The organism is Neisseria sp. WLZKY-1 (assembly GCF_046546535.1).
In the GTDB taxonomy this organism is placed as follows: Bacteria; Pseudomonadota; Gammaproteobacteria; order Burkholderiales; family Neisseriaceae; genus Neisseria.
Genome location: NZ_JBKGTW010000035.1, coordinates 1 through 23194, shown reverse-complemented (window position 1 = coordinate 23194; position 23194 = coordinate 1). Strand labels below are relative to the sequence as shown.

Annotated in this window: 24 protein-coding genes; 8 read left to right on the top strand and 16 right to left on the bottom strand. The window is 59.7% G+C overall.

Going from position 1 to position 23194, the window contains the following annotated elements; genetic code table 11:
• Positions 1-194 precede the first annotated feature (194 nt).
• The 8 genes from xth to ACLD9W_RS09090 all read right to left on the bottom strand — a co-directional run bounded on the left by xth (position 195) and on the right by ACLD9W_RS09090 (position 7421).
• Positions 195-965: an exodeoxyribonuclease III gene (gene xth, locus ACLD9W_RS09125; protein ID WP_410841730.1), complete on the bottom strand. Its 771-nt coding sequence runs from the start codon at positions 963-965 to the stop codon at positions 195-197.
• Positions 966-1114: 149 nt separating this feature from the next.
• Complete coding sequence (locus ACLD9W_RS09120) at positions 1115-1438, bottom strand: ArsR/SmtB family transcription factor (protein ID WP_410841733.1); 324 nt, start codon at positions 1436-1438, stop codon at positions 1115-1117.
• A 587-nt stretch (positions 1439-2025) separates the two neighbouring features.
• Positions 2026-2670 (bottom strand): DUF4190 domain-containing protein, encoded by a 645-nt coding sequence (locus ACLD9W_RS09115; protein ID WP_410841729.1) that lies wholly within the window; start codon positions 2668-2670, stop codon positions 2026-2028.
• A gap of 42 nt (positions 2671-2712) precedes the next feature.
• Positions 2713-3327 (bottom strand): lytic transglycosylase domain-containing protein, encoded by a 615-nt coding sequence (locus ACLD9W_RS09110; protein WP_410841728.1) that lies wholly within the window; start codon positions 3325-3327, stop codon positions 2713-2715.
• Between the two features lie 74 nt (positions 3328-3401).
• A complete protein-coding gene (gene clpP / locus ACLD9W_RS09105; RefSeq protein ID WP_410841727.1) occupies positions 3402-4037 on the bottom strand; it encodes an ATP-dependent Clp endopeptidase proteolytic subunit ClpP in 636 nt (211 codons plus the stop codon).
• 81 nt (positions 4038-4118) lie between these two features.
• Positions 4119-5429, bottom strand: coding sequence for a trigger factor (tig, locus tag ACLD9W_RS09100; RefSeq protein WP_410841726.1), 1311 nt, complete (start codon positions 5427-5429; stop codon positions 4119-4121).
• Between the two features lie 204 nt (positions 5430-5633).
• On the bottom strand, positions 5634-6410 hold the full coding sequence (locus ACLD9W_RS09095) for a ferredoxin--NADP reductase (protein ID WP_410841732.1): 777 nt from the start codon (positions 6408-6410) through the stop codon (positions 5634-5636).
• A 189-nt stretch (positions 6411-6599) separates the two neighbouring features.
• Positions 6600-7421: a basic amino acid ABC transporter substrate-binding protein gene (locus ACLD9W_RS09090; RefSeq protein ID WP_410841725.1), complete on the bottom strand. Its 822-nt coding sequence runs from the start codon at positions 7419-7421 to the stop codon at positions 6600-6602.
• 217 nt (positions 7422-7638) lie between these two features.
• Between ACLD9W_RS09090 and ACLD9W_RS09085 the strand changes: the two genes are divergently transcribed.
• Both ACLD9W_RS09085 and era read left to right on the top strand, forming a co-directional pair.
• Complete coding sequence (locus tag ACLD9W_RS09085; RefSeq protein ID WP_410841724.1) at positions 7639-8532, top strand: LysR family transcriptional regulator; 894 nt, start codon at positions 7639-7641, stop codon at positions 8530-8532.
• 60 nt (positions 8533-8592) lie between these two features.
• Positions 8593-9516 (top strand): GTPase Era, encoded by a 924-nt coding sequence (gene era, locus ACLD9W_RS09080; RefSeq protein ID WP_410841723.1) that lies wholly within the window; start codon positions 8593-8595, stop codon positions 9514-9516.
• A 69-nt stretch (positions 9517-9585) separates the two neighbouring features.
• On the opposite strand, the gene ACLD9W_RS09075 is transcribed toward era, so the two are convergent.
• From ACLD9W_RS09075 to ACLD9W_RS09055, 5 genes are all read right to left on the bottom strand, one after another.
• Positions 9586-10233 carry an esterase/lipase family protein gene (locus ACLD9W_RS09075; RefSeq protein ID WP_410841722.1) on the bottom strand — a complete coding sequence of 216 codons (648 nt, stop codon included), beginning with the start codon at positions 10231-10233 and terminating at the stop codon, positions 9586-9588.
• 73 nt (positions 10234-10306) lie between these two features.
• Positions 10307-11437, bottom strand: coding sequence for a succinyl-diaminopimelate desuccinylase (gene dapE / locus ACLD9W_RS09070; protein WP_410841721.1), 1131 nt, complete (start codon positions 11435-11437; stop codon positions 10307-10309).
• 69 nt (positions 11438-11506) lie between these two features.
• Positions 11507-12001, bottom strand: coding sequence for a hypothetical protein (locus ACLD9W_RS09065; protein ID WP_410841720.1), 495 nt, complete (start codon positions 11999-12001; stop codon positions 11507-11509).
• A gap of 47 nt (positions 12002-12048) precedes the next feature.
• Positions 12049-13104 carry an alanine racemase gene (gene alr / locus ACLD9W_RS09060; protein ID WP_410841719.1) on the bottom strand — a complete coding sequence of 352 codons (1056 nt, stop codon included), beginning with the start codon at positions 13102-13104 and terminating at the stop codon, positions 12049-12051.
• On the bottom strand, positions 13101-13286 hold the full coding sequence (locus ACLD9W_RS09055; RefSeq protein ID WP_410841718.1) for a hypothetical protein: 186 nt from the start codon (positions 13284-13286) through the stop codon (positions 13101-13103). The genes alr and ACLD9W_RS09055 overlap by 4 nt, the downstream gene beginning before the upstream one ends.
• A 43-nt stretch (positions 13287-13329) precedes the next feature.
• Between ACLD9W_RS09055 and ACLD9W_RS09050 the strand changes: the two genes are divergently transcribed.
• The 6 genes from ACLD9W_RS09050 (at position 13330) to ACLD9W_RS09025 (ending at position 20786) form a co-directional block, all read left to right on the top strand.
• A complete protein-coding gene (locus tag ACLD9W_RS09050; RefSeq protein WP_410841717.1) occupies positions 13330-13728 on the top strand; it encodes a DUF350 domain-containing protein in 399 nt (132 codons plus the stop codon).
• Positions 13729-13766: 38 nt separating this feature from the next.
• Positions 13767-14792 (top strand): SPFH domain-containing protein, encoded by a 1026-nt coding sequence (locus tag ACLD9W_RS09045; RefSeq protein ID WP_410841716.1) that lies wholly within the window; start codon positions 13767-13769, stop codon positions 14790-14792.
• Between the two features lie 210 nt (positions 14793-15002).
• Positions 15003-16673, top strand: a complete 1671-nt coding sequence (locus ACLD9W_RS09040) for a DUF4178 domain-containing protein (protein ID WP_410841715.1) — start codon at positions 15003-15005, stop codon at positions 16671-16673.
• On the top strand, positions 16670-17023 hold the full coding sequence (speD, locus tag ACLD9W_RS09035; RefSeq protein ID WP_410841714.1) for an adenosylmethionine decarboxylase: 354 nt from the start codon (positions 16670-16672) through the stop codon (positions 17021-17023). Before ACLD9W_RS09040 ends, speD begins: the two co-directional genes overlap by 4 nt.
• Positions 17024-17255: 232 nt before the next feature.
• Entirely contained in the window at positions 17256-18674 is a 1419-nt protein-coding gene (gene glnA, locus ACLD9W_RS09030) for a type I glutamate--ammonia ligase (RefSeq protein WP_410841731.1), read from the top strand.
• A 318-nt stretch (positions 18675-18992) separates the two neighbouring features.
• Positions 18993-20786 (top strand): 2-isopropylmalate synthase, encoded by a 1794-nt coding sequence (locus tag ACLD9W_RS09025; protein WP_410841713.1) that lies wholly within the window; start codon positions 18993-18995, stop codon positions 20784-20786.
• Between the two features lie 350 nt (positions 20787-21136).
• Here ACLD9W_RS09025 and ACLD9W_RS09020 read toward each other — a convergent pair whose 3' ends face one another.
• The 3 genes from ACLD9W_RS09020 to ACLD9W_RS09010 form a co-directional block, all read right to left on the bottom strand.
• Positions 21137-21751, bottom strand: coding sequence for a riboflavin synthase subunit alpha (locus ACLD9W_RS09020; RefSeq protein WP_410841712.1), 615 nt, complete (start codon positions 21749-21751; stop codon positions 21137-21139).
• A 148-nt stretch (positions 21752-21899) separates the two neighbouring features.
• Positions 21900-22823: a homoserine kinase gene (thrB, locus tag ACLD9W_RS09015; protein WP_410841711.1), complete on the bottom strand. Its 924-nt coding sequence runs from the start codon at positions 22821-22823 to the stop codon at positions 21900-21902.
• A gap of 97 nt (positions 22824-22920) precedes the next feature.
• Positions 22921-23194 (bottom strand): hypothetical protein (locus ACLD9W_RS09010; RefSeq protein WP_410841710.1); only part of this gene is annotated, 274 nt, incomplete at its 5' end.

Sequence of the window (23194 nt, the reverse complement as noted above, 5' to 3'; positions counted from 1 at the left end):
CCGCAAAAAGGGCATTTTTTGTGTTCAAAGGTTTTGACTCCGCTTAAAGTCTTGTAGCATAAGGCTTGCGGGGGTTTTGGGCAGTAAATTTGTTACTTACGCCCAATCGGTTTCAGACGGCCTTTCGCTTTTCAGAGCATAGGCCGCGTGGCACGCGGCCGTAAGGTTTGAGGCCGTCTGAACGGCCGACGGGTTTACAAAGCAAATTCCGCCCACACGGGCGCATGGTCGCTGGGGCGCTCTTGCGCGCGCGCGTTGAGATCGACTTGTACGTCCTGCAATGCGGCGGCGAGCGCGGGGGTAATCAGGAGGTGGTCGATACGCAAGCCCAGGCCGCGTTGGAACATTGCGCCGCGATAGTCGAACCAGGTGTAGCACACGCCTTCGGGGCGGACTTGGCGCAGCGCGTCGGCCAGTCCCAAATCGAGCAGGGTTTGGAACCAGCCACGCTCTTCATCAGTGCAGAGGATTTTGCCGCGCCATTTTTCGGGGTCGTAGCAGTCTTGGTCAGCAGGGGCGATGTTGAAGTCGCCGAGCAGGATGAGTTTCTCGTGGAGGGCGATTTCGCCGCGAACGAATTCGGTGAGCGCGGCAAACCATTCTTTTTTATATTGGAATTTTGGGCTGTCGGGAGCTTCGCCGTTGACGCAGTAGGCGTTGATGACGCGCACGCCGTTGATGGTGGCGGCGATGACGCGCCGCTGCGGGTCGTCGGGCAGCGCGGGCAGGCCGGTGTGTACGTCTTGCGGTTCGTGGCGGCTGATGATGGCGACGCCGTTGTAGGTTTTCTGACCGCTCCATACGGCGTGCCAGCCCATCATTTTGAGCGCGGCGGCAGGGAATTTGTCTTGGTCGAGTTTGAGTTCCTGCAAAGCGAGGATGTCGGGCTGGTGTTCGGCCAGCCAGTTTTGTACCTGCGGCAGGCGGACGTTGAGGGAGTTGACGTTCCAGGTGGCGGTTTTCATGTGTCTTTCCAATATAGTGAAACAAAATAGAAAATCTACGGCGTTGCTGCGCCTTGTCGTATTACTCATACTGCCTGCGGCTTGCTGCCTTGTATCTTTTCTATTTTGTTCCACTATAAAAAAGGCCGTCTGAAACGGCCTGGGGGAGTTTATTCGGCAGGTGTTGCGGCGGCGTTTTTCGCTTCGGCGTGCGGGCAGCGGTTGAGGCAGAGGCCGCCGACGACGTCGAGGATGGTGTGCGCTTCGGGCGAGCAGAGGCGGTATTGCAGCACGCGGTGGTAGCGGGTGTAGTCGATGATGCCGGCGCTGCGCAGTTTGGAGAGGTGGTTGGAGACGGCGGTTTGGTTGACGCCGATGGCTTCGACCAGCTCAGTGACGTTGCGCTCGCTTTCGGCCAGCAGGCAGAGAATCATCAGGCGGTGGGGGTGCGCCATCAGTTTGAGCATTTCGGCAACGTGTTCGGCATTGCGCATCGGATCGCTTTGGCCGCCTGTCGCGGTGGGGTTGAGTCGTCGCAGATGGATATTCATGGGGGTGATTTTATTTGTGATTGCGTATCAGCGCAATTTATTTTTTGATATGAAAAATTGATGGTATCAATAAACGGCGGTAAACCGGCATCGTGAGCCAACACAAAAAAAGATACAAGGCAGCAAGCCGCAGACAGAATAGTGAGTACGGGGCTGGTTTTCTTGGCATTTCCAATGTCGTAGCAAACCGCCTTCTTTGAGCTAAGGCACAGCAACGCCGTAGATTTTGTGTTGGCTAATTAGAGTGTGTTGGCAATCAGCCTTGCAGCGGCTTTTTCGCCATAAAACAGCATCTGTCGCGTTAAAAATACTCGCCTATGGGCGGCATAGGCTCGCATTTTTGCCTTGCATCTGCCATTTTCTGACGAAAAATCCGCCGCAAGGCTGATTGTCAACAGCCCCTAAAAGGCCGTCTGAATGTTTTCAGACGGCCTTTATTGCTTGTCGGTTCGGCGGCGCTGTTTGGCAGACGCCTATGGCGCAATCAGGCCGTCTGAAAAGGGTTTGGCGCTTTCAGACGGCCTGACTCTTTATTCCGTGCAGGCGCGCGGCAGGTAGCTGTTGCGGGTTTCTTTGGCGAAGGCGCAGTGCCATACGGTGCGGCCGTTTTCGGTTTGCGGCGTGAAGACGATGGTGTTGCCGTTCAGCGAACCGGGCCAGAAGGATGCGTTGCTCAGTCGGGCGTAGAGGACGCCGTTGTCGATGTAGACTTCCTGCCAGTATTCCGACATGCCGGGTGCGGCCGTTTCGATGGGGGCGGGTTCTGTTTCTTCGTCTCTTTCTGCGGCGGCTCGCTTTTCCAGTTCGCTGCGGATGGGGGCGATGTAGGCGTCGGCTTTGACCATTTTGGCGCGGACGACGTAGTCTTGGTAGGCGGGCAGGGCGATGGCGGCGGCGATGCCGAGTCCCATAATGGCGATTTCGATGTAGCCCATGATGAGGCCGGCCAGCGCGATGCCTGAGCCGCCTTGACCGTTGCGCCGGATTTGGCTGCGGGCGATGTGGCCGCAGGTGACGGCGGCAATGGCGAGGATGATGGGGATGAACCAGCCGAGCAGGGCGCAGACGAGCGAGGCAATGGCGAGGCCGTTGGTGCCGTTTTGCGGCTTGGGCGGCGCTTGGTAGTAGCGGGGTTGTTCGGGCTGTTGTTGGTTGGGATGGGTGAAGTCATTCATTTGGTTTGCCCTCTCAATTAGAGTGTTTGGTGGGGATCGGTTTTATGCCCATTGCCAGCGGTTGCGCCAGGCGCCGATAACGGCGTTGGGGTATTTGCTGCTGCCGAGGCTGCCGTTGAAGCGGGCGAGGGCGCGGGTGATGTTGCCGTTTTCGATGTTGTTGTAGTGGCGCAGGATGGTGCAGCCGTAGCGCAGGTTGGTGCGGATGTCGAAAAGGTTGTGGTCGGGTTTGCCGATGTAGCGCTGCCAAAAGGGCATGACCTGCATAAGGCCTTTGGCGCCGACGTTGCTGATGGCGTATTGGCGGAAGGCGCTTTCGACTTCGATCAGGCCGAGGATGAGCTGGGTGTCGAGGCCGGCGCGGGTGGTTTCGTATTGGACGTTGATGAGGATGCGGTGGCGGGCGGCTTCGTCGGGCAGGAAGCGGGCGAGGCGGCCGGACATGTCGGAGAGCCAGCGTTCGCCGTCGCGCGGGTTGGCGAAGACGAGGCGGGCGGGATTGACGTTGTTGACGGAGGTGCGCATGACGGAGGCGACGTCGTCGGACAGGGTTTCTTCGCGCTGGGCGCCTGCCAGGATAGCGCGCGGGGCGAGGAGGGCGGCGCTGCCGACCAGCAGCAGGCGTCGGCGCAGGGTGTCGGGGGCGTGTCTGTTCATAGGCGGTGATGCGGCGGCAGGCCGTCTGAAAACTTTTAATCCGAAGTTTCAGACGGCCTTTTTGCCGCGCGCGTTTATTTGGACGCGGCTTTGGCGGCGTCTTCGCGGGTGGCGATGACTTGGTCGATCAGGCCGTATTCTTGGGCGGCCTCGGCGGACATGAAGTTGTCGCGGTCGGTGTCGCGCTCGATTTTTTCCAGCGGCTGTCCGGTGTGTTTGGCGAGAAACTCGTTCAGTTTCTGCTTGATTTTAATCAGCTCGCGGGCGTGGATTTCGATGTCGGAGGCTTGTCCGCCCAGTCCGCCGCTGATAAGGGGCTGGTGGATCATGATGCGGCTGTTGGGCAGGGCGAAGCGTTTGCCTTTTGCACCGGCGGACAGGAGGAACGCACCCATGCTGGCGGCCTGGCCGAGGCAGAGGGTGGAGACGTCGGGTTTGATGAAGTTCATGGTGTCGAAAACGGACATGCCCGCGGTGACCGAGCCGCCGGGGGAGTTGATGTAGAAGAAGATGTCTTTGTCGGGGTTTTCGCTTTCGAGGAACAGCATTTGCGCGACGACGAGGTTGGCGGTGTGGTCGTTGACGGGGCCGACGAGGAAGATGATGCGCTCTTTGAGCAGGCGGGAGTAGATGTCGAAGGCGCGCTCGCCGCGTCCGCTCTGTTCGATTACGGTGGGGATGAGGGTGTTGTTGCCGATTTCGGGAAACATGGTTTGCCTTTCTGTTTTGAAAAAGCACCAAAGCGGTGCGGCTTCGGTGCTTTCGGGTTAGGTTCGGACTTTCAGACGGCCTCAGGCGCGGTTGCCCATGACTTCGTCGAAAGACAGGACTTTTTCGCTGACTTTGGCTTTGCCCAGTACGAAGTCGGTGACGTTGGCTTCGACGGCCAGCGAGGTCGGGCCTTCGAGGCGGCTCTTGTCGGCGTGGTACCAGTCGATGACTTCCTGCGGATCTTCGTAGCTGTCGGCAAAATCGGCGATAACGGCGTCAATCTGCTCGGGTTTCGGTTCGAGGCCGTTGGCCTGTACCACTTCGGCCAGAATCAGGCCGAGTTTCACGCGGCGTTCGGCCTGCTCTTTGAACATGTCGAGGGGCAGGTCGAGGTTTTTCGCGTCGGCCATGCCCTGGTTGATGAAGTTCTGTTTCATTTCGGCGGCCATGCGGGCGGCTTCGTCGTTTACCAGCGCGTTGGGGACGAGCAGGTCGGAAACGGCAAGCAGGGCATCCATCGCGGCTTCTTTGTTCTGACTGTCGATGCGGCGTTTCACTTCGCGTTCTACGTTTTTCTTCACTTCGGCACGCATGGTGTCGACGCTGCCGTCGGCAATGCCCAGCGCTTTGGCGAACTGCTCGTCGATTTCGGGCAGTACGGGCTCGGCGACGTTGCGCACGGTGATGGTGAAGACGGCGGTTTTGCCGGCAACTTCTTTGCCGTGGTAGTCCTCGGGGAAGTTGACTTCCACGTCTTTGCTTTCGCCTTCTTTCAGGCCTTCCACGCCTGCTTCGAATTCGGGCAGCATCTGTCCCTGACCCAGTACGAAAGCGTAGTTTTCGGCCGAGCCGCCGGCGAAGGGTTCGCCGCCGATTTTGCCGGCAAAGTCAATGATGACGCGGTCGCCGTTTTGCGCGGCGCGTTCGACGCGGTTGAAGCGGGTGCGCTGCTGGCGCAGGATGTCGATGGTTTTGTCTACTTCGGCGTCGGTGACGGCGGCGGTGACTTTTTCCACTTCCTGTGCCGACAGGTCGCCGATTTTCACTTCGGGGAATACTTCGAACACGCCGGAAAACAGGAAGTTTTCTTTGTCGTCCTGTCCTTCGACGCCTTCAAGGCGCGGCATGCCGGCGATTTTCCAGCCTTCGGCCACGGCAGTGTCGAAAAACACTTTCTGCGCCAGCTCGTTCATCACGTCGTTTTGGATGCTTGCGCCGTACATGGACTGAATCATACCCAGCGGCGCTTTGCCGGGGCGGAAGCCGTCGATGCGGGCGCGGCGCGCGGTCTGTTTCAGACGCTTGTCGCATTCGGCGTTGATGTCGGCCCAGGGCAGGGACAGAACCGCTCTGCGCTCCAGGTTTTCCAGTTTTTCTAAAGTTACGCTCATCGTAAACCCTTAAATTGTTTTCGGTTGATCGGTTTGGACGGGGGAAGGCCGCCCGGAATAATTGTGCCTTCGCGCGTTTGCGGGGCGAAAATAAAGGCGCGAGTTTAGCATAGTTTTGGTTTTCTTGGCATGCCCTGCCTTGCGCCCGGTGCGGTGCGGGAGGCCGTCTGAAAGCAGGTCGGACGGCCTTGCGGAGGCGCAGGCTCAGAAGCCGTTTTCCATCAGAATCTGGCCGGGGATGCGGTTGCGGTGCATGGCAAAACCCATGCCCAGCAGGGCTTGGAAGGTGTCTTTCACCATTTCGGGGTTGCCGCAGAGCATGAAGCGGGTGTTTTCTTGGGTGAAGGGAAAGCCGGCGGCTTCGGCGAGGCTGCCGTTTTTCAGCAGCTCGGGCAGGCGTTTGTAGAGCCTGGCGCCGCTGGTTTCGCGGGTGAGCACGGGGATGAAGGTGAGTTTTGCGGCGTGTTCGCCCACCAGCGGGTGTTCGCGCAGGGCGGCGATGCGGCCGTTGAAAATCAGCTCGTCGGAGTGGGAGACGGAATGCGCCAGCACGAGGCGGTCGAAGCGCTGCCAGATTTCGGGCTGTTCGAGGATGGAGAGGAAGGGGGCGATGCCCGAGCCGGTGCACAGCATGACGAGTTCGCGGCCGTCGGCGAAGCGTTCGGGCAGCAGGAAGCCGGTGGCGGCTTTGTCGAGCAGGATGGTGTCGCCCGCTTTCATTCGGGCGAATCTGGCCGACATCGGTCCGTCCTGTATCAGCACGGCGAAGTATTCCAGTGTGTCGGCGTATTCGGCGGACACCACGGAATAGGCGCGCCAGATATAGCCTTCGCCTTCGTGAAAGCCGAGGCGGGAGAATTGTCCGGCGGCAAAGCGGTAGGACTCGGGGCGGCTGATAGCGAAGGTGATGAGTTTGGGCGTGTGGTGTTTGACCCACAAGACGGTTTCTTCGGTGAATTTGGCTTCGGGGGAGGCGGCCATGGCAAGCTCCTGACGGTGTGTGTTGGTGACGGGCGGATTATACAGAAAGGCTGTTTCCGCCTGCGCGGGAATGATGTTTCCAAAAATGCGGGATGCGGTTTCAGACGGCCTCAGCGCCGCTTTGCCGCCGTGTCCGTCAGGCAAAAGGCCGTCTGAAAGTGTTCAGACGGCCTCTTTCGTATGGCGGCTTTATTTGGCGGCGGACGCTTCCTGCTGTGCAGCGCCTTTGTCGAACCATTTCTGTTCGATTTTGGCGTAGGTGCCGTCGGCCTTGATGGCGGCGAGGCCTTTGTTGATTTTTTCGCGCAAACCGTCGGTGCGGCCTTTTTTCAGGGCGAAGCCGTATTGCTCTTTCGGGAAGGAGGGGTCGACGAACATGTTGTATTTCACGTCGGGGTTGTTGGCGACGAAATACTGCACGACGCCGTTGTCGCCGACGGTGGCGTCGACGCCGCCTGCGGCCAGTTCTTTAAAGGCCAGCGGCATGTTTTCGAAGCGGCGGATGAGTTTGCTGTCTTTGCCCTGCAAATCTTGCAGAATCAAATCGGCGGTGGTGCCGTTTTGTACGGAGACGCTGCGGGTTTTCAAGTCGGCGAAGGATTTGATGTCGCTGCCTTTGTCGGCGGTGACGATCATCTGTGTGGCTTCGAAATAGGGGTCGGTAAAATCGACGATTTGTTTGCGCTCGTCGGTGATGGTGATGCTGGCGAGGGCGACGTCGCTGTCACCTTTTTGCACGTTGGCGAAGATGCCTTCAAAAGGTGTGTTGACGAAGTTGAATTTGATGCCTTCTTTTTCGCCCGCTGCGGCGAGGATGTCGCGCGAGAAGCCGACGACCTGTTCGCCTTCCATATATTCCAGCGGCGCGTAGGCGGCGTCGGTGGCGACGATGTATTCCTGCGCTGCGCCCGTTTGCGCGGACGCGGCGTTTTGCTGCGCGTTTTCGTGCGAGCAGCCTGCCAGCAGCAGGGCGGCCGCCAGCGCTGCGGACAGCGTTTTCTGGTATGACATGGTGTGTCCTTAAAGATTTTTTACAAGCGCGGCATAATACCGAAAGCGCCGTTTTGCGGCAAGCCGCGGGAGGCCGTCTGAAAACAGAGCCGCAACAGTGCGCGGGGCAGGGCGCTTTTCAGACGGCCTCTTTGCCCTCTGTGCTTCTCTTTGCCCGCGGCTTGTGTTAAAACGGCGCGCAGAAAAACAATCTTTCCCGACACGCAAAAGAGTAAAAATGGAGCTGAACCAACTGAAATCCTTTGTTGCTGTGGCGCATCACGGCAATCTCACCCAGGCCGCCGAGCGGCTGTTTTTGTCGCAGCCTGCCGTTTCGGCGCAGATTAAGGCGGTGGAGGCCGAATTGGGCACGCCGCTGTTTACCCGCACCAGCAGCGGCATGACGCTCACCCGCGCGGGCGAAATCTTTCTGCCCGAGGCCGAGGCGCTGTTGCAGCACAAACACCGTCTCGACCAGTTTGCCAAAACACTCGCCGCCAACTACACCGAGGAGGCCGATCTCGGCTTGATTCATCCGGTGGACTCGGCCAAAGTCTCGCAGCTGACCGCGCTGATCGGCGAGTCGGCGCCGCACACCCGCCTGCACATCCAATACGGCATGAGCGGCGAGATTCTCGAGCGCATCCGCGACAAGCGGCTGCACGGCGGTTTTTTCCTCGGTATGACGCGCCAGCCGGGCATCCACAGCCGTTTTCTCGAAAACATCCGCTACGCGCTTATCTGCCCGCAGGACGAGCTGGCGGCCATCCGCAGCAATCTGCCCGCCGCGCTTGAAGATTACGTTTGGATCGAAATGTCGGGCGTGTCGGGCAGCAACAAGCATTTGAAGCAGTTTTGGCGTGCCAACCGCCTCGCGCCCAAGCGGCAGATTCTGTGCGACTATCCGCAAACCATCATCGATCTGGTGGCCGACGGGCAGGGCGTGGCGATGGTGCCCGAAAGCAAAGCCCGCGCCGCCGTGGCCTCGGGCAGGCCGGTGGCGCTGGTGGAGGAATACCGGCAGACGCTGCCGCTGCACTTTATCTATGCCGACGAATACGCGCAAAATCCCACGCTGCACATACTCAAAGAATGCATTGCCGCCGTGTGGCAGACGGAATCCGGCCTGTAAACCCCACAGGCCGTCTGAAACCCTGTTTCAGACGGCCTCTTTATTGTGAAGAAAGCCCTTATGGACATCGAAACCTTTTTAAACCAAGAATCCGCGCGCGCCGCCGGATACCGCTGCGGCTTTATCGCCATCGTCGGCCGCCCCAACGTGGGCAAATCCACGCTGATGAACCACCTCATCGGTCAAAAAGTGAGCATCACCAGCAAAAAAGCGCAAACCACGCGCAACCGCGTTACCGGCATTTATACCGACGACACCGCGCAATTTGTGTTTGTCGATACCCCCGGTTTCCAAACCTACCACCGCAACGCGCTCAACGACCGCCTCAACCAAAACGTTACCGAAGCCATCGGCGGCGTGGATGTGGTGCTGTTTGTCATCGAATCGATGCGCTTTACCGATGCCGACCGCGCCGTGATGAAGCTGCTGCCTAAGCACACGCCCGTGATTCTTGTCGTCAACAAAGTGGACAAGGGCAACGCCGATGCCGCCGCTCTGAACGCGTTTATCGAAGGCGTGCGTGCCGAATTTGACTTTGCCGGCTGCGAAACCGTCAGCGCGAAACACGGGCTGGGGTTGGCCGCGCTGATGGCGCAGGTCAAGCCCTACCTGCCCGAAAGCGTGTCGATGTACCCCGAAGAAATGGTTACCGACCGCTCCAGCCGCTTTCTCGCCGGCGAAATCGTGCGCGAAAAACTGTTCCGTTATCTGGGCGAAGAGCTGCCCTATGCGATGAATGTCGAGGTAGAACAGTTTGAAGAGGGCGACGATATTTACCATATCTATATCGCCGTGTTGGTGGATAAAGAAAACCAAAAGCCTATCGTCATCGGCAAAGGCGGCGAAAAACTGAAAAAAATCTCCACCGAAGCGCGGCTCGATATGGAAAAACTCTTCGGCTGCAAAGTGTTTTTGAAAGTGTGGGTGAAAGTGAAATCCGGCTGGGCGGACGACGTGCGCTTTTTGCGCGAATTGGGTTTGTAAACTGCAGCCTTGGCAAAAAGGCCGTCTGAAAGATTCAGACGGCCTTTTTGCTGTATCTGCCGTGGGTTTTCAGACGGCCTTCTGTCCGCGCTCGAAGCTGCCCTGCCGCAGGAAAACCGCTGCCTGATGCGCCGTTTCGCCGTCGTTCAGCATACCCGTGTGGGTGACGGGCAAAACGATGTGGTCGGCCATGCCGCCGCAGCGGGTTTCCGCCACCAAAACCGTGCCGTCGTTTTCGCCGTGCAGGCCGAAGAGGCGGCCGACGCCCATCGGCGCGTTGCCTGCGATGCTGCCGAGCATTACGCCTTCGGGCAGCGGCGGCAGGTTGCCGTCGAGCATTTCGCGGTACGCACCGCCCAACAGCGGCATACCCAGCCCTCTGTGGCGGATGGTTTCGGCGGTGCGGCTGCCCCGGTGCGGCGTGCCGAGGGTAACGATGCGGCCGCGCACGAGGTCGGGACGCGCGGCGGCGAAGCGGCGCAGCACCAGCCCGCCGAGGCTGTGGCCGACAAAATGCAGCGGCTGTTGCGGATGCCGTCTGAAAAAGTCTTCGACGGCTTCGGCCAGCGCGGCGCAGTGTGCTTCGTGTGTCTGCCAAATGCTGTAATAGCCGAAGGTTTCCACGTCCAGCCCCTGTTGTTTGAGCAGGCGGGCAAAGGGGAGCATCGTCCAGGCGTGCATATGGATGCCGTGCAGCAGCAAAACGTGTTCGGTCATGGCTTGTTCCTTTGGCGGCGGTTTTTAAGGTGGGAGGCCGTCTGAAAACGCGCTTTCAGACGGCCTCTTTGAGCTAACCGAGCAGGTCGGCGAGCATGGTGCGGTAGATTTCGGCGAGTTGTCCGACGTCGGCGGCGGCGATGTGTTCGTCGATTTGGTGGATGGTGGCGTTGACGGGGCCCAGTTCGATGAGTTCGCGGGCGATGTCTTTGATAAAGCGGCCGTCGGACGTGCCGCCGGTGGTGGAGAGTTCGGGGCGGATGCCGCAGATTTTTTCGGCGGCGTTTTGCGCGCTTTCGGTGAGGCGGCCGGCTTCGGTGAGGAAGGGTTGGCCGGACAGGCTCCATTGCAAATCGTATTGCAGGCCGTGGCGGTCGAGTATGGCGTGCACGCGGCGTTTGAGGCCGTCTGAATTCGAGGCGGTGGAGAAGCGGAAGTTGAATTTGACGGTGAGCTCGCCCGGAATGACGTTGGTCGCGCCCGTGCCTGCGGCGATGTTGGAGATTTGGAAGCCGGTGGGCGGGAAGTAGGCGTTGCCTTCGTCCCATTGTTCGGCGGCCAGTTCGGCCAAGGCGGCGGCGGCGCGGTGGACAGGGTTGTCGGCCAGGTGCGGATAGGCGATGTGGCCTTGTCTGCCTTTGACGGTGAGCGTGCCCGAGAGCGAGCCGCGGCGGCCGTTTTTGATGGTGTCGCCGAGTTGGGAAACGGCGGTGGGTTCGCCGACGATGCAGTAGTCTATGGTTTCGCCGCGCGCTTTGAGGGCGTCGACGACGCGCACCGTGCCGTCGTGGGCGTCGCCTTCTTCGTCGGAGGTAATCAGCAGGGCGATGCTGCCGCCGTGTTGCGGATTGTCGACAATAAAGGCTTCGCAGGCGGCGACAAAGGCGGCGATGCTGCTTTTCATGTCGGCCGCGCCGCGCCCGTAGAGCTTGCCGTCGCGCTCGGCGGGCTCAAAGGGAGGCGACGTCCATTGTTCCGGCGGGCCTGCGGGGACGACGTCGGTGTGTCCGGCAAAGCACACCAGCGGTACGGACGTGCCGCGCCGCAGCCAGAGGTTTTTGGTGTCGCCGAAGTTCATTTCTTCGACGGCAAAACCGAGGGGGGCGAGGCGTTCGGCAATCAGTTGCTGGCAGCCTTGGTCGTCGGGGGTTACGGAGGGGCGGGCGATGAGTTGTTTGGCAAGGGCGATGGCGGGGTGGGTCATGGCGGGGTTTCCGGATTGGAGGCCGTCCCCGACTACGCGGGGATGACGTTTCTGAAAAAAAAGGAAATATCAGCTTTCGAGGCAGTCCTGCAACTGCTGTTCGTATGCTTCAATGCGCTCGGAGAGTTCGGCCAGTTGCTCTTTCGCGCGGCTGCACGCCCCGCCCGCAGCGTTCAATTTGAGGTAATTCAGGGCAGACAAAAAATCGAAATCGGGGGCGCACAGCAGGTCGGCCGCCAAATCGGGCAAATCGTTGGGAATGTCGGCGTCGCAGCCGATATGGGCGGCCATGTCGGCCAAGCCTTCGTTCAGGCGGCGCATGGCCGCTTGGGCGTGTTCGATTTGGGATGCGGCCTGCGCGGACTGCATGGCGGAATAGAAGGATACCGCCTTGCTTTTACTGAAAAAGTCGAACGCTTCCGCCATCGAGGCCGTGCCGGTTGCCGATGAGGCCTCCGACCATGCGTCGTCAGCCTGCCGCAGCAGTTCTTTAATCTGCGCGATTTGCCGCAGCCGTCGGCGCACGGCTTTGCGTCCGCCTGCCTGCTCTGATGTTTTGTCCATAAGCGCGTACCGTTTTTCAGACGGCCTCTTTTCAGACGGCCTCTATGTTATTGGATATAGACGAATTTCGCCCGTTTCACGTTGCACAGCAGCTCGTAGGCAATCGTGCCGGCGGCGGCGGCCACTTCGTTGATGTCCACGGTGTCGCCCCACAGTTCCACTTCGCTGCCGATGCCTTCGTGGTCGGCCAATTCGAGGGTGAGCATGTCCATGGAGACGCGGCCGAGGATGCGGCTGCGGCGGCCTGCCACGGCCACGGGCGTGCCGGTGGCGGCGCGGCGCGGATAGCCGTCGGCATAGCCTGCGGCGGCGAGGCCGACGCGGGTGGAGCGTTTGGTGTAAAACGACGCGCCGTAGCCTATGGGTTCGTGCGGCTGCAACACGCGTTCGCCGAAGATTTCGGTCACGAGGCGCATCACGGGTTTGAAGCGGGGGTCTTTTTCGAGAAAGGGGTCGACGCCGTAAAGTGCGAGCCCCGCGCGTCCCCAGTCGCGCCGCGCCTGCGGGTAGGCGAGGGCGGCGGCGGAGTTGGCCAGGCTCTCTTCGCCCGCCAAAGCGGCGCAGGCGAGATCGAAGGTTTCGATCTGCATGTCGGTCATGCCGCGCTCTTCTTCGTCGGCGCAGGCGAAATGGCTGGTTTTGACGACGGTGGCGACTTTGCCGCTCTGCATCAGCGCGGTGTGGGCGGCGGCGTAGTTATGCGGGAAGAAGCCGGCGCGGTGCATGCCGGAATCCATTTTCAGCCACACGGTAACGGGCGTCTGCCAGTCGTGGCGCAGCAGGCTTTCGAGCTGCCACTGGCTGCCGACCACCGGCCACAGATTGAGCCGTTCCACTTCGGCGTATTCTTCGGGTTCGAACACGCCTTCGAGCAGGACGACGGGGTTGGCGATGCCGTGTTCGCGCAGCAGGCGGGCTTCTTCGAGAAAGGCGACGGCAAAACCGTCGGCGATGTCGGCCAGCGCGTGGGCGCAGCGCAGCGCGCCGTGGCCGTAGGCGTCGGCTTTGAGCACTGCCAGCATGCGGCCGCCGTGGATTTGTTTGAGGGTTTGGTAGTTTTCGCGCAGGCGGTCGAGGCGGATTTCGGCGCGCAGGGGTCTCATGGCAGTTGTCCTTCGGTGTGGGCGGGAACGGGAAACGGGAGGCCGTCTGAAAGCCCGTGTGCACGGGGAAACGGGCTTTCAGACGGCCTGCGGATTATAGGCGGGTCGGGGGCGTTTTTGAAGATGTAAAAAAAACGCAAAAGGCCGTCTGAAAGCGGTTTGGCAAGGCGGACGGGCGGCACGGTTGTGGCATAATCGGCCGCATGGTTTACTTAGGAACGAACAATGTCCATCTCCCCCGCACAATACTTCCTCTACCTGCAATACATGCTGGCCGCCCTCGCGCTGCTGGCTTTGTTTTGCACCCTCTACGTCAAAATCACCCCCGTGCGCGAGCTGCATCTGATTAAAAACGGCAACCTCGCCTGCGCCCTCTCCTTCAGCGGCACCACCGTCGGCTTCTGCCTGCCGCTGGCATCCAGCATTTCCCACAGCGTCGGTTTTACCGACTTTCTCTTGTGGGCGGTGGCGGCGGGCGCGCTGCAAATCGCCGTGTATTTCGCCGCCGAGCGCCTGATTCCGCAGGCTGCTGACGAATTGGCCGCCAACAATGTCGCCGTCGGCGCGCTGTTCGGCAGCCTGTCCGTCGCCGTCGGCCTGCTCAACGCCGCCTGTCTGTCGTAACCCGTTTGAACCCCCCCCAACCGCAAAGGAAAAACGCCATGTTCAGCTTCATTAAAAAGCAGTTTATCGACATCATCCAATGGGAAAACCCCGACGACGAAACGCTGGTGTGGCGTTTTCCCATTGCCGACCAGGAAATCCAAAACGGTGCCAGCCTCACCGTGCGCGAATCGCAAATGGCGCTGTTTGTCGACGAGGGCAAAACCGCCGACGTCTTCTCCGCCGGCATGTACAAGCTCAACACGCAGACCCTGCCCGTCCTCACCTATCTGAAAAACTGGGACAAACTGTTTGAATCCCCGTTCAAATCCGACGTCTACTTCTTCAACGTCAAACAGCAGCTCGCCCGCAAATGGGGCACCGCCCAGCCCGTTACCGTGCGCGACCCCGAGTTCGGCGCGGTGCAGCTGCGCTCCTTCGGCATGTACAGCTACCGCATCAGCGACCCCGAAACCTTCTTCAAACAGGTCAGCGGCGTCGTCGAAAGCTACACCGGCCACCAGCTCGAACAGCAGCTTCGTAATATTGCCGTTACCCAGCTTGCCGCCGTGTTCGGCAATTCGGGCACGCCCTTCCTCGACATGGCCGCCAACCAAATCCTGCTGTCGCAGAAACTGGCGGAAAACCTCGCCCCCGAGTTCGCACGCCTCGGCCTGACGCTGGAAAACGCCACCGTCGAAAGCATCAGCCTGCCCGACAACATCCAACAGGCGCTCGACAAAAAAATCTCCATGGGCATCGTCGGCAACCTCGACACCTACACCAAATTCCAAACTGCCGAAGCCATCCCGCTGGCGGCGCAGAACGAAGGCGGCGTTGCCGGCATCGGCGCGGGACTGGGCGTGGGCGCGGGCATCGGCCAGGCAATGGCCGGCGCAATGGCGGGCATGATGCAGCCGAACGCCCAGCCCGCCGCCGGAGAGGCCGCCGCGCCCGTTCAGACGGCCACCGAAGACCCGCAGGCCAAGTTGCAGAAACTCAAAGCCCTGCTCGACGGCGGCCTGATTTCCGCCGAAGACTTTGAAAAAGCCAAAGCCGAAGTGCTGAAACAGCTTATCGGTTGACGGCACATCCCGGGGGGCATCAGCAAGCGGCGTTTACAACGTAAAAGGCCGTCTGAAAAACCCGGCACGCCCCGAACCGTCCGAAAAAGGCCGTCTGAAACGGTAAAAACAACCCTTTTCAGACGGCCTCACCCGACATAGCACTTTCAGACGGCCGCAAACGGCAGAGGCCGTCTGAAACCCGCATCCGCCCGATTCCACGGAAAACCCATGACCCGCGAACCCCTCTTCCACACCGACTGCCCCAGCTGCGGCGGGCGCGTCGAAGCGCATTCCGCCACCTCCGTCACCCTCGTCTGCAGCTACTGCAACAGCATGCTCGTGCGCGAGGCGGCGAGCGTTGCCGACCTCGGCCGCGACTCCGCCCTGCTGGAAGACTACAGCCCGCTGCAAATCGGCACGCAGGGGCGCTGGGGCACGCATCCCTTCTCCCTCGTCGGCCGCGTGCAGATGCACTACGACGCGGGCGTGTGGAACGAATGGTACGTCCTCTTCGACGACGGCAGCACCGGCTGGCTTGCCGAAGCGGGCGACATCTACACCTTCACCCGTCCGCACGCCACGCCGAACGGCCTGCCCGCCTTCGACGACATCCGCGCCGGTTTCACCACCTTCGACTTTGGCAGCAAACGCTTCATCGCCTCCGACGTGCGCCGCGTCACCCTCAAACACGCCGCCGCCCAAGGTGAACTGCCGTTCGAGCTGAAAGAAGACAGCGTCAGCCAAGTGGCCGACTGGCGCTGCGAAAACGTCTTCCTCACCACCGACTACTCCGACAGCCCGCCCGCCTTCTACACCGGCAGCGCCGTCAAACTCGACGACCTGCAACTGCAATACACCCGCACCGCCGACCAAATCAAAGAAAGCACAGGCCGTCTGAAAGGCAGCCGCCAATCCGAAAACTGCCCCAACTGCGGCTCGCCCGTCCACTGGGTGAGCGGCCTGGCCGACAACATCCTCTGCCCCTCCTGCGGCAGCGACCTCGAAGCCGTGGATGGCAAAGTCGAACTCATCGAAGCCAACGCCATGCGCGAAGCGCAGCAGGAAGCCCTCACCCTGCCCGTCGGCAGCAGCGGCACATTCAAAGGCAAAACCTACACCGTCATCGGCGCCCTGCACAAAGACGAATACGAAGCGCAAACCGCCTTCGACATGATGTATGCCTTCAAAAAATCCTTCGCCCCCACTCCCGTCGGCCGCTGGCGCGAATACCTGCTCTACCACCCCGAAAGCGGCTTTCTCTGGCTTATCGAAAGCGAAAACGGCTGGGAAGCCTCGCGCACCGTACACGACTGGCCACGCCTCGACCGCAACGGCCGACCGCAGGGCTGCGAAAAACTCTACGACTACGGCAGCCGCGTCGGCTACGCCGCAGGCGCGTTCTACTGGCACGTGCGCGCCGGCGATCTCAACTATTACAGCGACTACAAACGCGGGCGCGGCAAAATCTCCTCCGACCTCTCCCCCGCCGAAATGTCGTGGAGCATCACCGACCCCGTCGACCACCGCGAAATCGCCCGCGCCTTCGGCCTTGAAGAAAAACAGACCGAACCGGGCGGCGACGGACACATCCCGCAAAGCGTGGTTTGGCTGATGATCGGCCTGCTCGCCATCCTCAACACCCCCGCCTTCTTCACCGACAGCGACGCCGGCTTCTTCCTGCCCCTCTTGGCAGGCTACGGCCTGCACAAACTCGGCAGCCCCTCGGAAGAAGACGGCAGCAGCCTGATAGGCAGCACCACCGCCTACGTCATCATCGGCTCGGTCATCATCCTTTTTGCCACCGCCTTCAACTACGCCGCCGCCGACAACGGCAGCGGCACATCGGGCTACGGCGGCGGAGGCTACATCGGCGGCGGCTACTCGGGAGGCCACAAATGAGCCACGCCCCCGGCCGCCACGGCCTGCTCGACCTCTACGGCTGCGACGCCGACGTTTTGCGCGACGAAGGCCGTCTGAAAACCGTCCTGCACCAAGCCGCCGAAGCCGCGCAGGCCACCGTGTTATACAGCCGCTTCCACACCTTCGGCGGCGAAGGCGGCGTCACCGGCGTGCTGCTCTTGGCCGAATCGCACCTCACCGTCCACACCTGGCCCGAACGCCGCTACGCCGCCGCCGACATCTTCCTCTGCGGCGCCATGCCCGCCGAAGCCGCCCGCCTCGTTATCGAGAGGGAGCTGCGTGCCGAAAGCAGCCGCTGGCAGAGCATCGAGCGCGGAGAGGCCGTCTGAAACGTTTTTCAGACGGCCTTTGTGCACGTTTTGTTATCAGACGCGGAGGCCGTCTGAAACCCGTTTCAGACGGCCTTTCTGCATTCTGCGGCAGCGGTTTCAGACGGCCTTTGAGCCGCCTGCCGGGTTTCTTTCAGACGACCTGCATCCGCTCCTGCGTAAAATTGTTGATAATTTAACGCTGCCTGTTTATATTCCCGCCCGTTCACAACCCGCTGCCCAGGAGCAGATTATGTCCGTCAAAAACGTTGTCAAACTGATTGAAGAAAACGAAGCGCGTTTTGTCGATTTGCGCTTTACCGACACCAAAGGCAAGCAGCACCATTTCACCGTACCCGCCCGCGTGGTACTCGACGACCCCGAAGAATGGTTTGAAAACGGCCAGCCGTTTGACGGCTCGTCGATCGGCGGCTGGAAAGGCATTCAAGCTTCCGATATGCAGCTGCGCCCCGACCCCGCCACCGCCTTTATCGACCCGTTTTTCGACGATGTAACTGTCGTCCTCACTTGCGATGTCATCGACCCGGCCGACGGTCAGGGCTACGGCCGCGACCCGCGCTCCATCGCCCGCCGCGCCGAAAACTACCTCAAATCCACCGGCATCGGCGACACCGCCTATTTCGGCCCCGAACCCGAATTTTTCGTCTTCGACGGCGTGGAATTTGAAACCGCCATGCACAAAACCCGTTTTGAAATCACGTCCGAAAGCGGCGCATGGAGCAGCGGCCTGCATCTCGACGGCCAAAACACCGGCCACCGCCCCACCGTCAAAGGCGGCTACGCGCCCGTCGCGCCCATCGACGCAGGACAGGATTTGCGCTCGGCGATGGTGAATCTCTTGGAAGAAATCGGCATTCCGGTTGAAGTGCACCACGCCGAAGTCGGCACCGGCAGCCAGATGGAAATCGGCACCAAATTCAGCACTTTGGTCAAACGTGCCGACCAAACCCAAGACATGAAATACATCATCTGGAACGTGGCCCACAACTTCGGCAAAACCGCCACCTTCATGCCCAAACCCATCATGGGCGACAACGGCAGCGGCATGCACGTGCACCAATCCATCTGGAAAGACGGCCAAAACCTGTTTGCCGGCGACGGCTACGCCGGCCTCTCCGACACCGCGCTCTACTACATCGGCGGCATCATCAAACACGCCAAAGCCCTCAACGCGATTACCAATCCTTCGACCAACTCCTACAAACGCCTCGTGCCGCACTTTGAAGCCCCGACCAAACTGGCCTACTCGGCCAAAAACCGCTCGGCTTCCATCCGCATTCCGTCGGTTGGTAGCAGCAAAGCCCGCCGCATCGAAGCCCGTTTCCCCGACCCCACCGCCAACCCGTATCTGGCCTTTGCCGCGCTTTTGATGGCCGGTTTGGACGGCATCCAAAACAAAATCCACCCGGGTGAACCGGCCGACAAAAACCTCTATGACCTGCCGCCCGAAGAAGACGCACTCGTGCCCACCGTGTGCGCCTCGCTCGAAGAAGCCCTCGCCGCACTCAAAGCCGACCACGAATTCCTGCTGCGCGGCGGCGTGTTCAGCCAAGACTGGATCGACAGCTACATCGCCTTTAAAGAAGAAGACGTGCGCCGCATCCGCATGGCACCGCACCCGCTGGAATTTGAAATGTATTACTCGCTTTGATACAGCGTTTGTTTGAAAGGCAAAGGCCGTCTGAAAACCGGAAACAAGGTTTTCAGACGGCCTTTTTACTGCCTCCGGACTTGTTTTGAGCCGCAGAAAGGACATTTTTTGTATTCAAAGCCTTTGAACCTCTTTAAAGCTACCGCAAAGGCGGGAGCTGACTGCCGGAAGTTTGGTTTACTATGGACAAAATGTATAAATATTTTGCCGGATAGGCTGTCTAAAAAGAAAAATCGGCGGAGTTTGTTGCTGTTTTGTCCAATTTCAGTATAATCGCCGCTTCTTTGAAGAAACTGCCCGATGACGATTGGACAAAAAATGCAATTGAACATAGACCGCTTAATCGCCTATTTCGGCGGCGTGAACGCGCTGGCCGAGGCTTTGAAGCAGCAAGACCCCGAAAACGCCGCCAGCACGGCCGCCATCTACAAATGGCGCGTGCGCGGCTCGCTGCCGCTCGCGCAGTTGAACAAACTGCTGGCGCTGGCCGAGTCGCAAGGCCGGCCGTTGGACTTGAATGCCTTTATGCAGCAGCAAACCACCTTGGAGAAAAACACCATGACCACCAGCCAAAACAACCGCGTCATCATATTCGACACCACCATGCGCGACGGCGAACAGTCGCCCGGCGCATCCATGACTAAAGAAGAGAAAATCCGTATTGCTCGCCAGTTGGAAAAAATGGGCGTGGACGTGATTGAAGCAGGCTTTGCCGCCGCCAGCCCGGGCGATTTCGAATCGGTGAACGCGATTGCCAAAATCATCACTAACGCCACCGTCTGCTCGTTGGCACGTGCCGTTGAAAACGATGTCCGCAAGGCGGGCGAAGCCGTTTCCCCCGCGCCGAAAAAGCGCATCCACACCTTCATCGCCACCAGCCCCATCCACATGGAATACAAGCTGAAAATGAAGCCGCAGCAAGTGATTGACGCGGCGGTGAAGGCGGTGAAAATTGCCAAAGAATACACGGACGACGTGGAATTTTCCGCCGAAGACGCAGTGCGCTCCGATTTGGACTTTTTGGCCAAAATCTTCACGGTGGTGATTGAAGCCGGTGCAACCACCATCAACATTCCCGACACCGTGGGCTATTCCGTTCCCTCCGTGTGGTACGAGCGTATCCGCGCCATTATCGGCAGCGTGCCCAACGGCGATAAAGTGGTTTGGTCCACCCACTGCCACAACGATTTGGGCATGGCGGTGGCCAACTCGCTGGCCGCCGTTCAGGCAGGCGTGCGCCAAGTGGAATGCACCATCAACGGCTTGGGCGAACGCGCGGGCAATGCCAGCTTGGAAGAAATTGTGATGGCTCTGAAAGTACGCCACGATTTGTTCGGCTTGGAAACGGGCATCGACACCACGCAAATCGTGCCGGCATCGAAACTGGTGTCCACCATTACCGGCTATCCCGTGCAGCCCAACAAGGCGGTGGTCGGCGCAAACGCCTTTGCGCACGAATCGGGCATCCATCAGGACGGCGTACTGAAACACCCCGAAACTTATGAAATCATGACTGCCGAATCGGTCGGCTGGGCCACCAACCGCCTGAGCCTGGGCAAACTCTCCGGCCGCAATGCCTTCAAAACCAAGCTCGCCGAGCTGGGCATCGAGCTCGAAAGCGAAGAAGCCCTTAACGCCGCCTTCGCCCGCTTCAAAGAGCTGGCCGACAAAAAACGAGAAATCTTCGACGAAGACCTGCACGCGCTGGTGTCCGACGAAATGGTCAGCCTCAATGCTGAAAGCTACAAATTCGTTTCGCAGAAAATCAGCACCGAAACCGGCGAAATGCCGCGCGCCGAAATCGTGTTCAGCGTGAAGGGCGAAGAAAAACACGCTTCGGCCACAGGCTCGGGGCCCGTCGATGCGATTTTCAAAGCCATCGAAAGCGTGGTGCAGAGCGGCGCGGTGTTGCAGATTTATTCCGTGAACGCCGTGACACAGGGCACGGAAAGCCAGGGTGAAACCAGCGTGCGCCTAGCTCGCGGCAACCGCGTCGTCAACGGCCAGGGCGCGGACACCGACGTGCTCGCCGCCACCGCCAAAGCCTATCTGTCGGCTTTGAGCAAGCTGGAATCCGGTGAGGAGAAAGTGAAAGCGCAGGGCGATATTTAAACCGCCGCCGCGCAAAGAGGCCGTCTGAAAGCAGGGTTTCACTTCGTTGAAGCCTTGCTTTCAGACGGCCTTAGTCTGTTTGTGTGCGTCAAGTTTGCGGGCGACGCCCGGCTATCTTTTTATTGAAACAACCGCTATACATGTAAAGAGGCCGTCTGAAAACGGGTTTTACTCTGTTGAAGCGTTGCTTTCAGACGGCCTTAGTCCGTTTGTGTACGTCAAGTTTGCGGGCGACGCCCAACTATCTTTATTAAACCAGCCGCTATACATAAAAGAGGCCGTCTGAAAAACAGTTTTCCACTCCGGTGGCGCATTGTTTTCAGACAGCCTCAGCCCGTATGAGGGGGTGTTTAACCACCTTTGTTTGCCAGAACGCGTGCGACGGTGTCGACCACGGCCTGTGTCTGCGGGTCGATTTCCAAATTGATTTCGTCGCCTTCCTGCCGCGTGCCGAAGAGGGTGCGTTGCAGGGTTTCGGGAATCAGGTGGACGTTGAATTCCGTATCCGACACTTGGCCGACGGTGAGGCTGCATCCGTCGAGCCCGACAAAGCCTTTGGGCAGGATGTAGGGGCGCAGCGCGGCGGGCAGGGAAAACCAAACAGTGGTGTTGAGGCCGCTGCGTTCGATGCGGGTGATGGCGGTGGTGGCGGTGATGTGGCCGCTCATCAGGTGGCCGCCGATTTCGTCGCCGAAGCGGGCGGCGCGTTCGAGGTTGACCGCGTCGCCTTCTTTCAGACGGCCTAAGTTGGTTTTGTCCAGCGTTTCGCCCATCAGGTCGAATTTTGCCAGCCGTCCGCCGGTTTCGGTGATGGTGAGGCAGCAGCCGTTGTGGGCGACGGACGCGCCCGGTTGCAGGCCGTGCGCCATGTGTTCGGGCAGCTCGACGGTGTGGGTGCGGAAGTCGGCGGCGGGCTGCTCGACGGAAACGATGCGGCCGATGCCTTGTACGATGCCTGTAAACATAATCGGTCTTTCGGGAGGGGTTGCGGAAGAGGGAAGGCCGTCTGAAACGGAAAACGGGCTTTCAGACGGCCTGTTGTGTCGTGAAGATGCCTGAGGCCGTTCCCGCCTTCGCGGGAATGATGTTTTTGAAAGTGCAGCTTTAACGTATTTAAGGCCGTCTGAAAGAGAGCAGCAGGTCGCGGAAGGCGTTGGGGTCTTTGATGAAGGTCATTTCGCCTTCCTGCGGGAAGTGGAAGTCGAGCAGGCGCGACACCCAGAAGCGGACGCAGCCGGCGCGCTGTGCCACGGGAAAGTAGGCGCGTTCCGCCGACGACAGGGAGCGCACGCTTTCGTAGCCGCGCATAAAGGCGTCGGCGAGGGCTGTGTCGAGGCGGTTGTCGGCGGTGCGCGCCCAGTCGTTGACGGCGATGGCAAGGTCGTACATGAAATTGCCGTCGCAGGCGTAATAGAAGTCGATGAAACCGGCCACGCCGTTGCCGTCTAGCAGAACATTGTCTTTGAACAGGTCGGCGTGGATGATGCCGCGCGGCAGGTCGGTATCGGGGTGCGCGTCGAGATAGGCGATTTCGTCGGCTAGCAGCGCGGCGTCTTCGCTGCTGAGCACGGGCAGCAGCTTGTCGGCCGATTCGCGCCACCAAGTGGTGTAACGCGGGTTGTTCATATGCATGGGGAAGTTTTGTCCCGCGATGTGCATTTTCGCCAGCATGGCGCCGGTGTTGAAACATTGTTCTGCCGTCGGCCAGCTTGTGTCGGCGCCGTTTAAGCAGGTGACGAGACAGGCCGGCTTGCCCGCCAATACGGAATCGAAACGCCCGTCTTTGCGCGGCACGGGTGCGGGGCAGGCGACACCGCTGCCGCTCAAATGCTGTTTCAGCAACAGGAAAAACGGCAGCTCGTGCTGCTGCAAAACCTCGAAAACCGTCAGCACGTAGCGGTCGGCGGAGGTGGTGAGAAAATAATTGCTGTTGGTCACGCCTTGGGCGATGCCGGTCAGCGAAACGAAAGCGCCCAAATCATAGTCGGCCAGAAATGCGCGCATTTCGTCGTCGGAAACGCTGGTGTAAACGGACATGGTTACTTAACTGCCTGAATGTGGTTTCAAATGGAAAAAAACGTCGGAAAAAACGGACGAATCATACTGAAAAAAACATGGCGGTGCGATATGCAAATCAGGCGGCGGGAGCGGATTTTGGATAAAGAACGGAGTGTATGGGGAAATTGCAGAAACAAAATTCTCTTTCTGCACATTGACATGACAAATTTGCTTTATTTTTTCCGTTTTCCCTGCTTGACTGAAGTTTGCCGGGTTCTGTATAGTTCACGTCTTCGCTGCTTCGGCGGCGCTGTTCTTTAACAAAACGATTACCGATAAGTGTGAGTGCGCGAGCCTCACACTGCGACAAAAACAGACAGAAGATGTTTAACATTGGCTGTCGGTTTCTT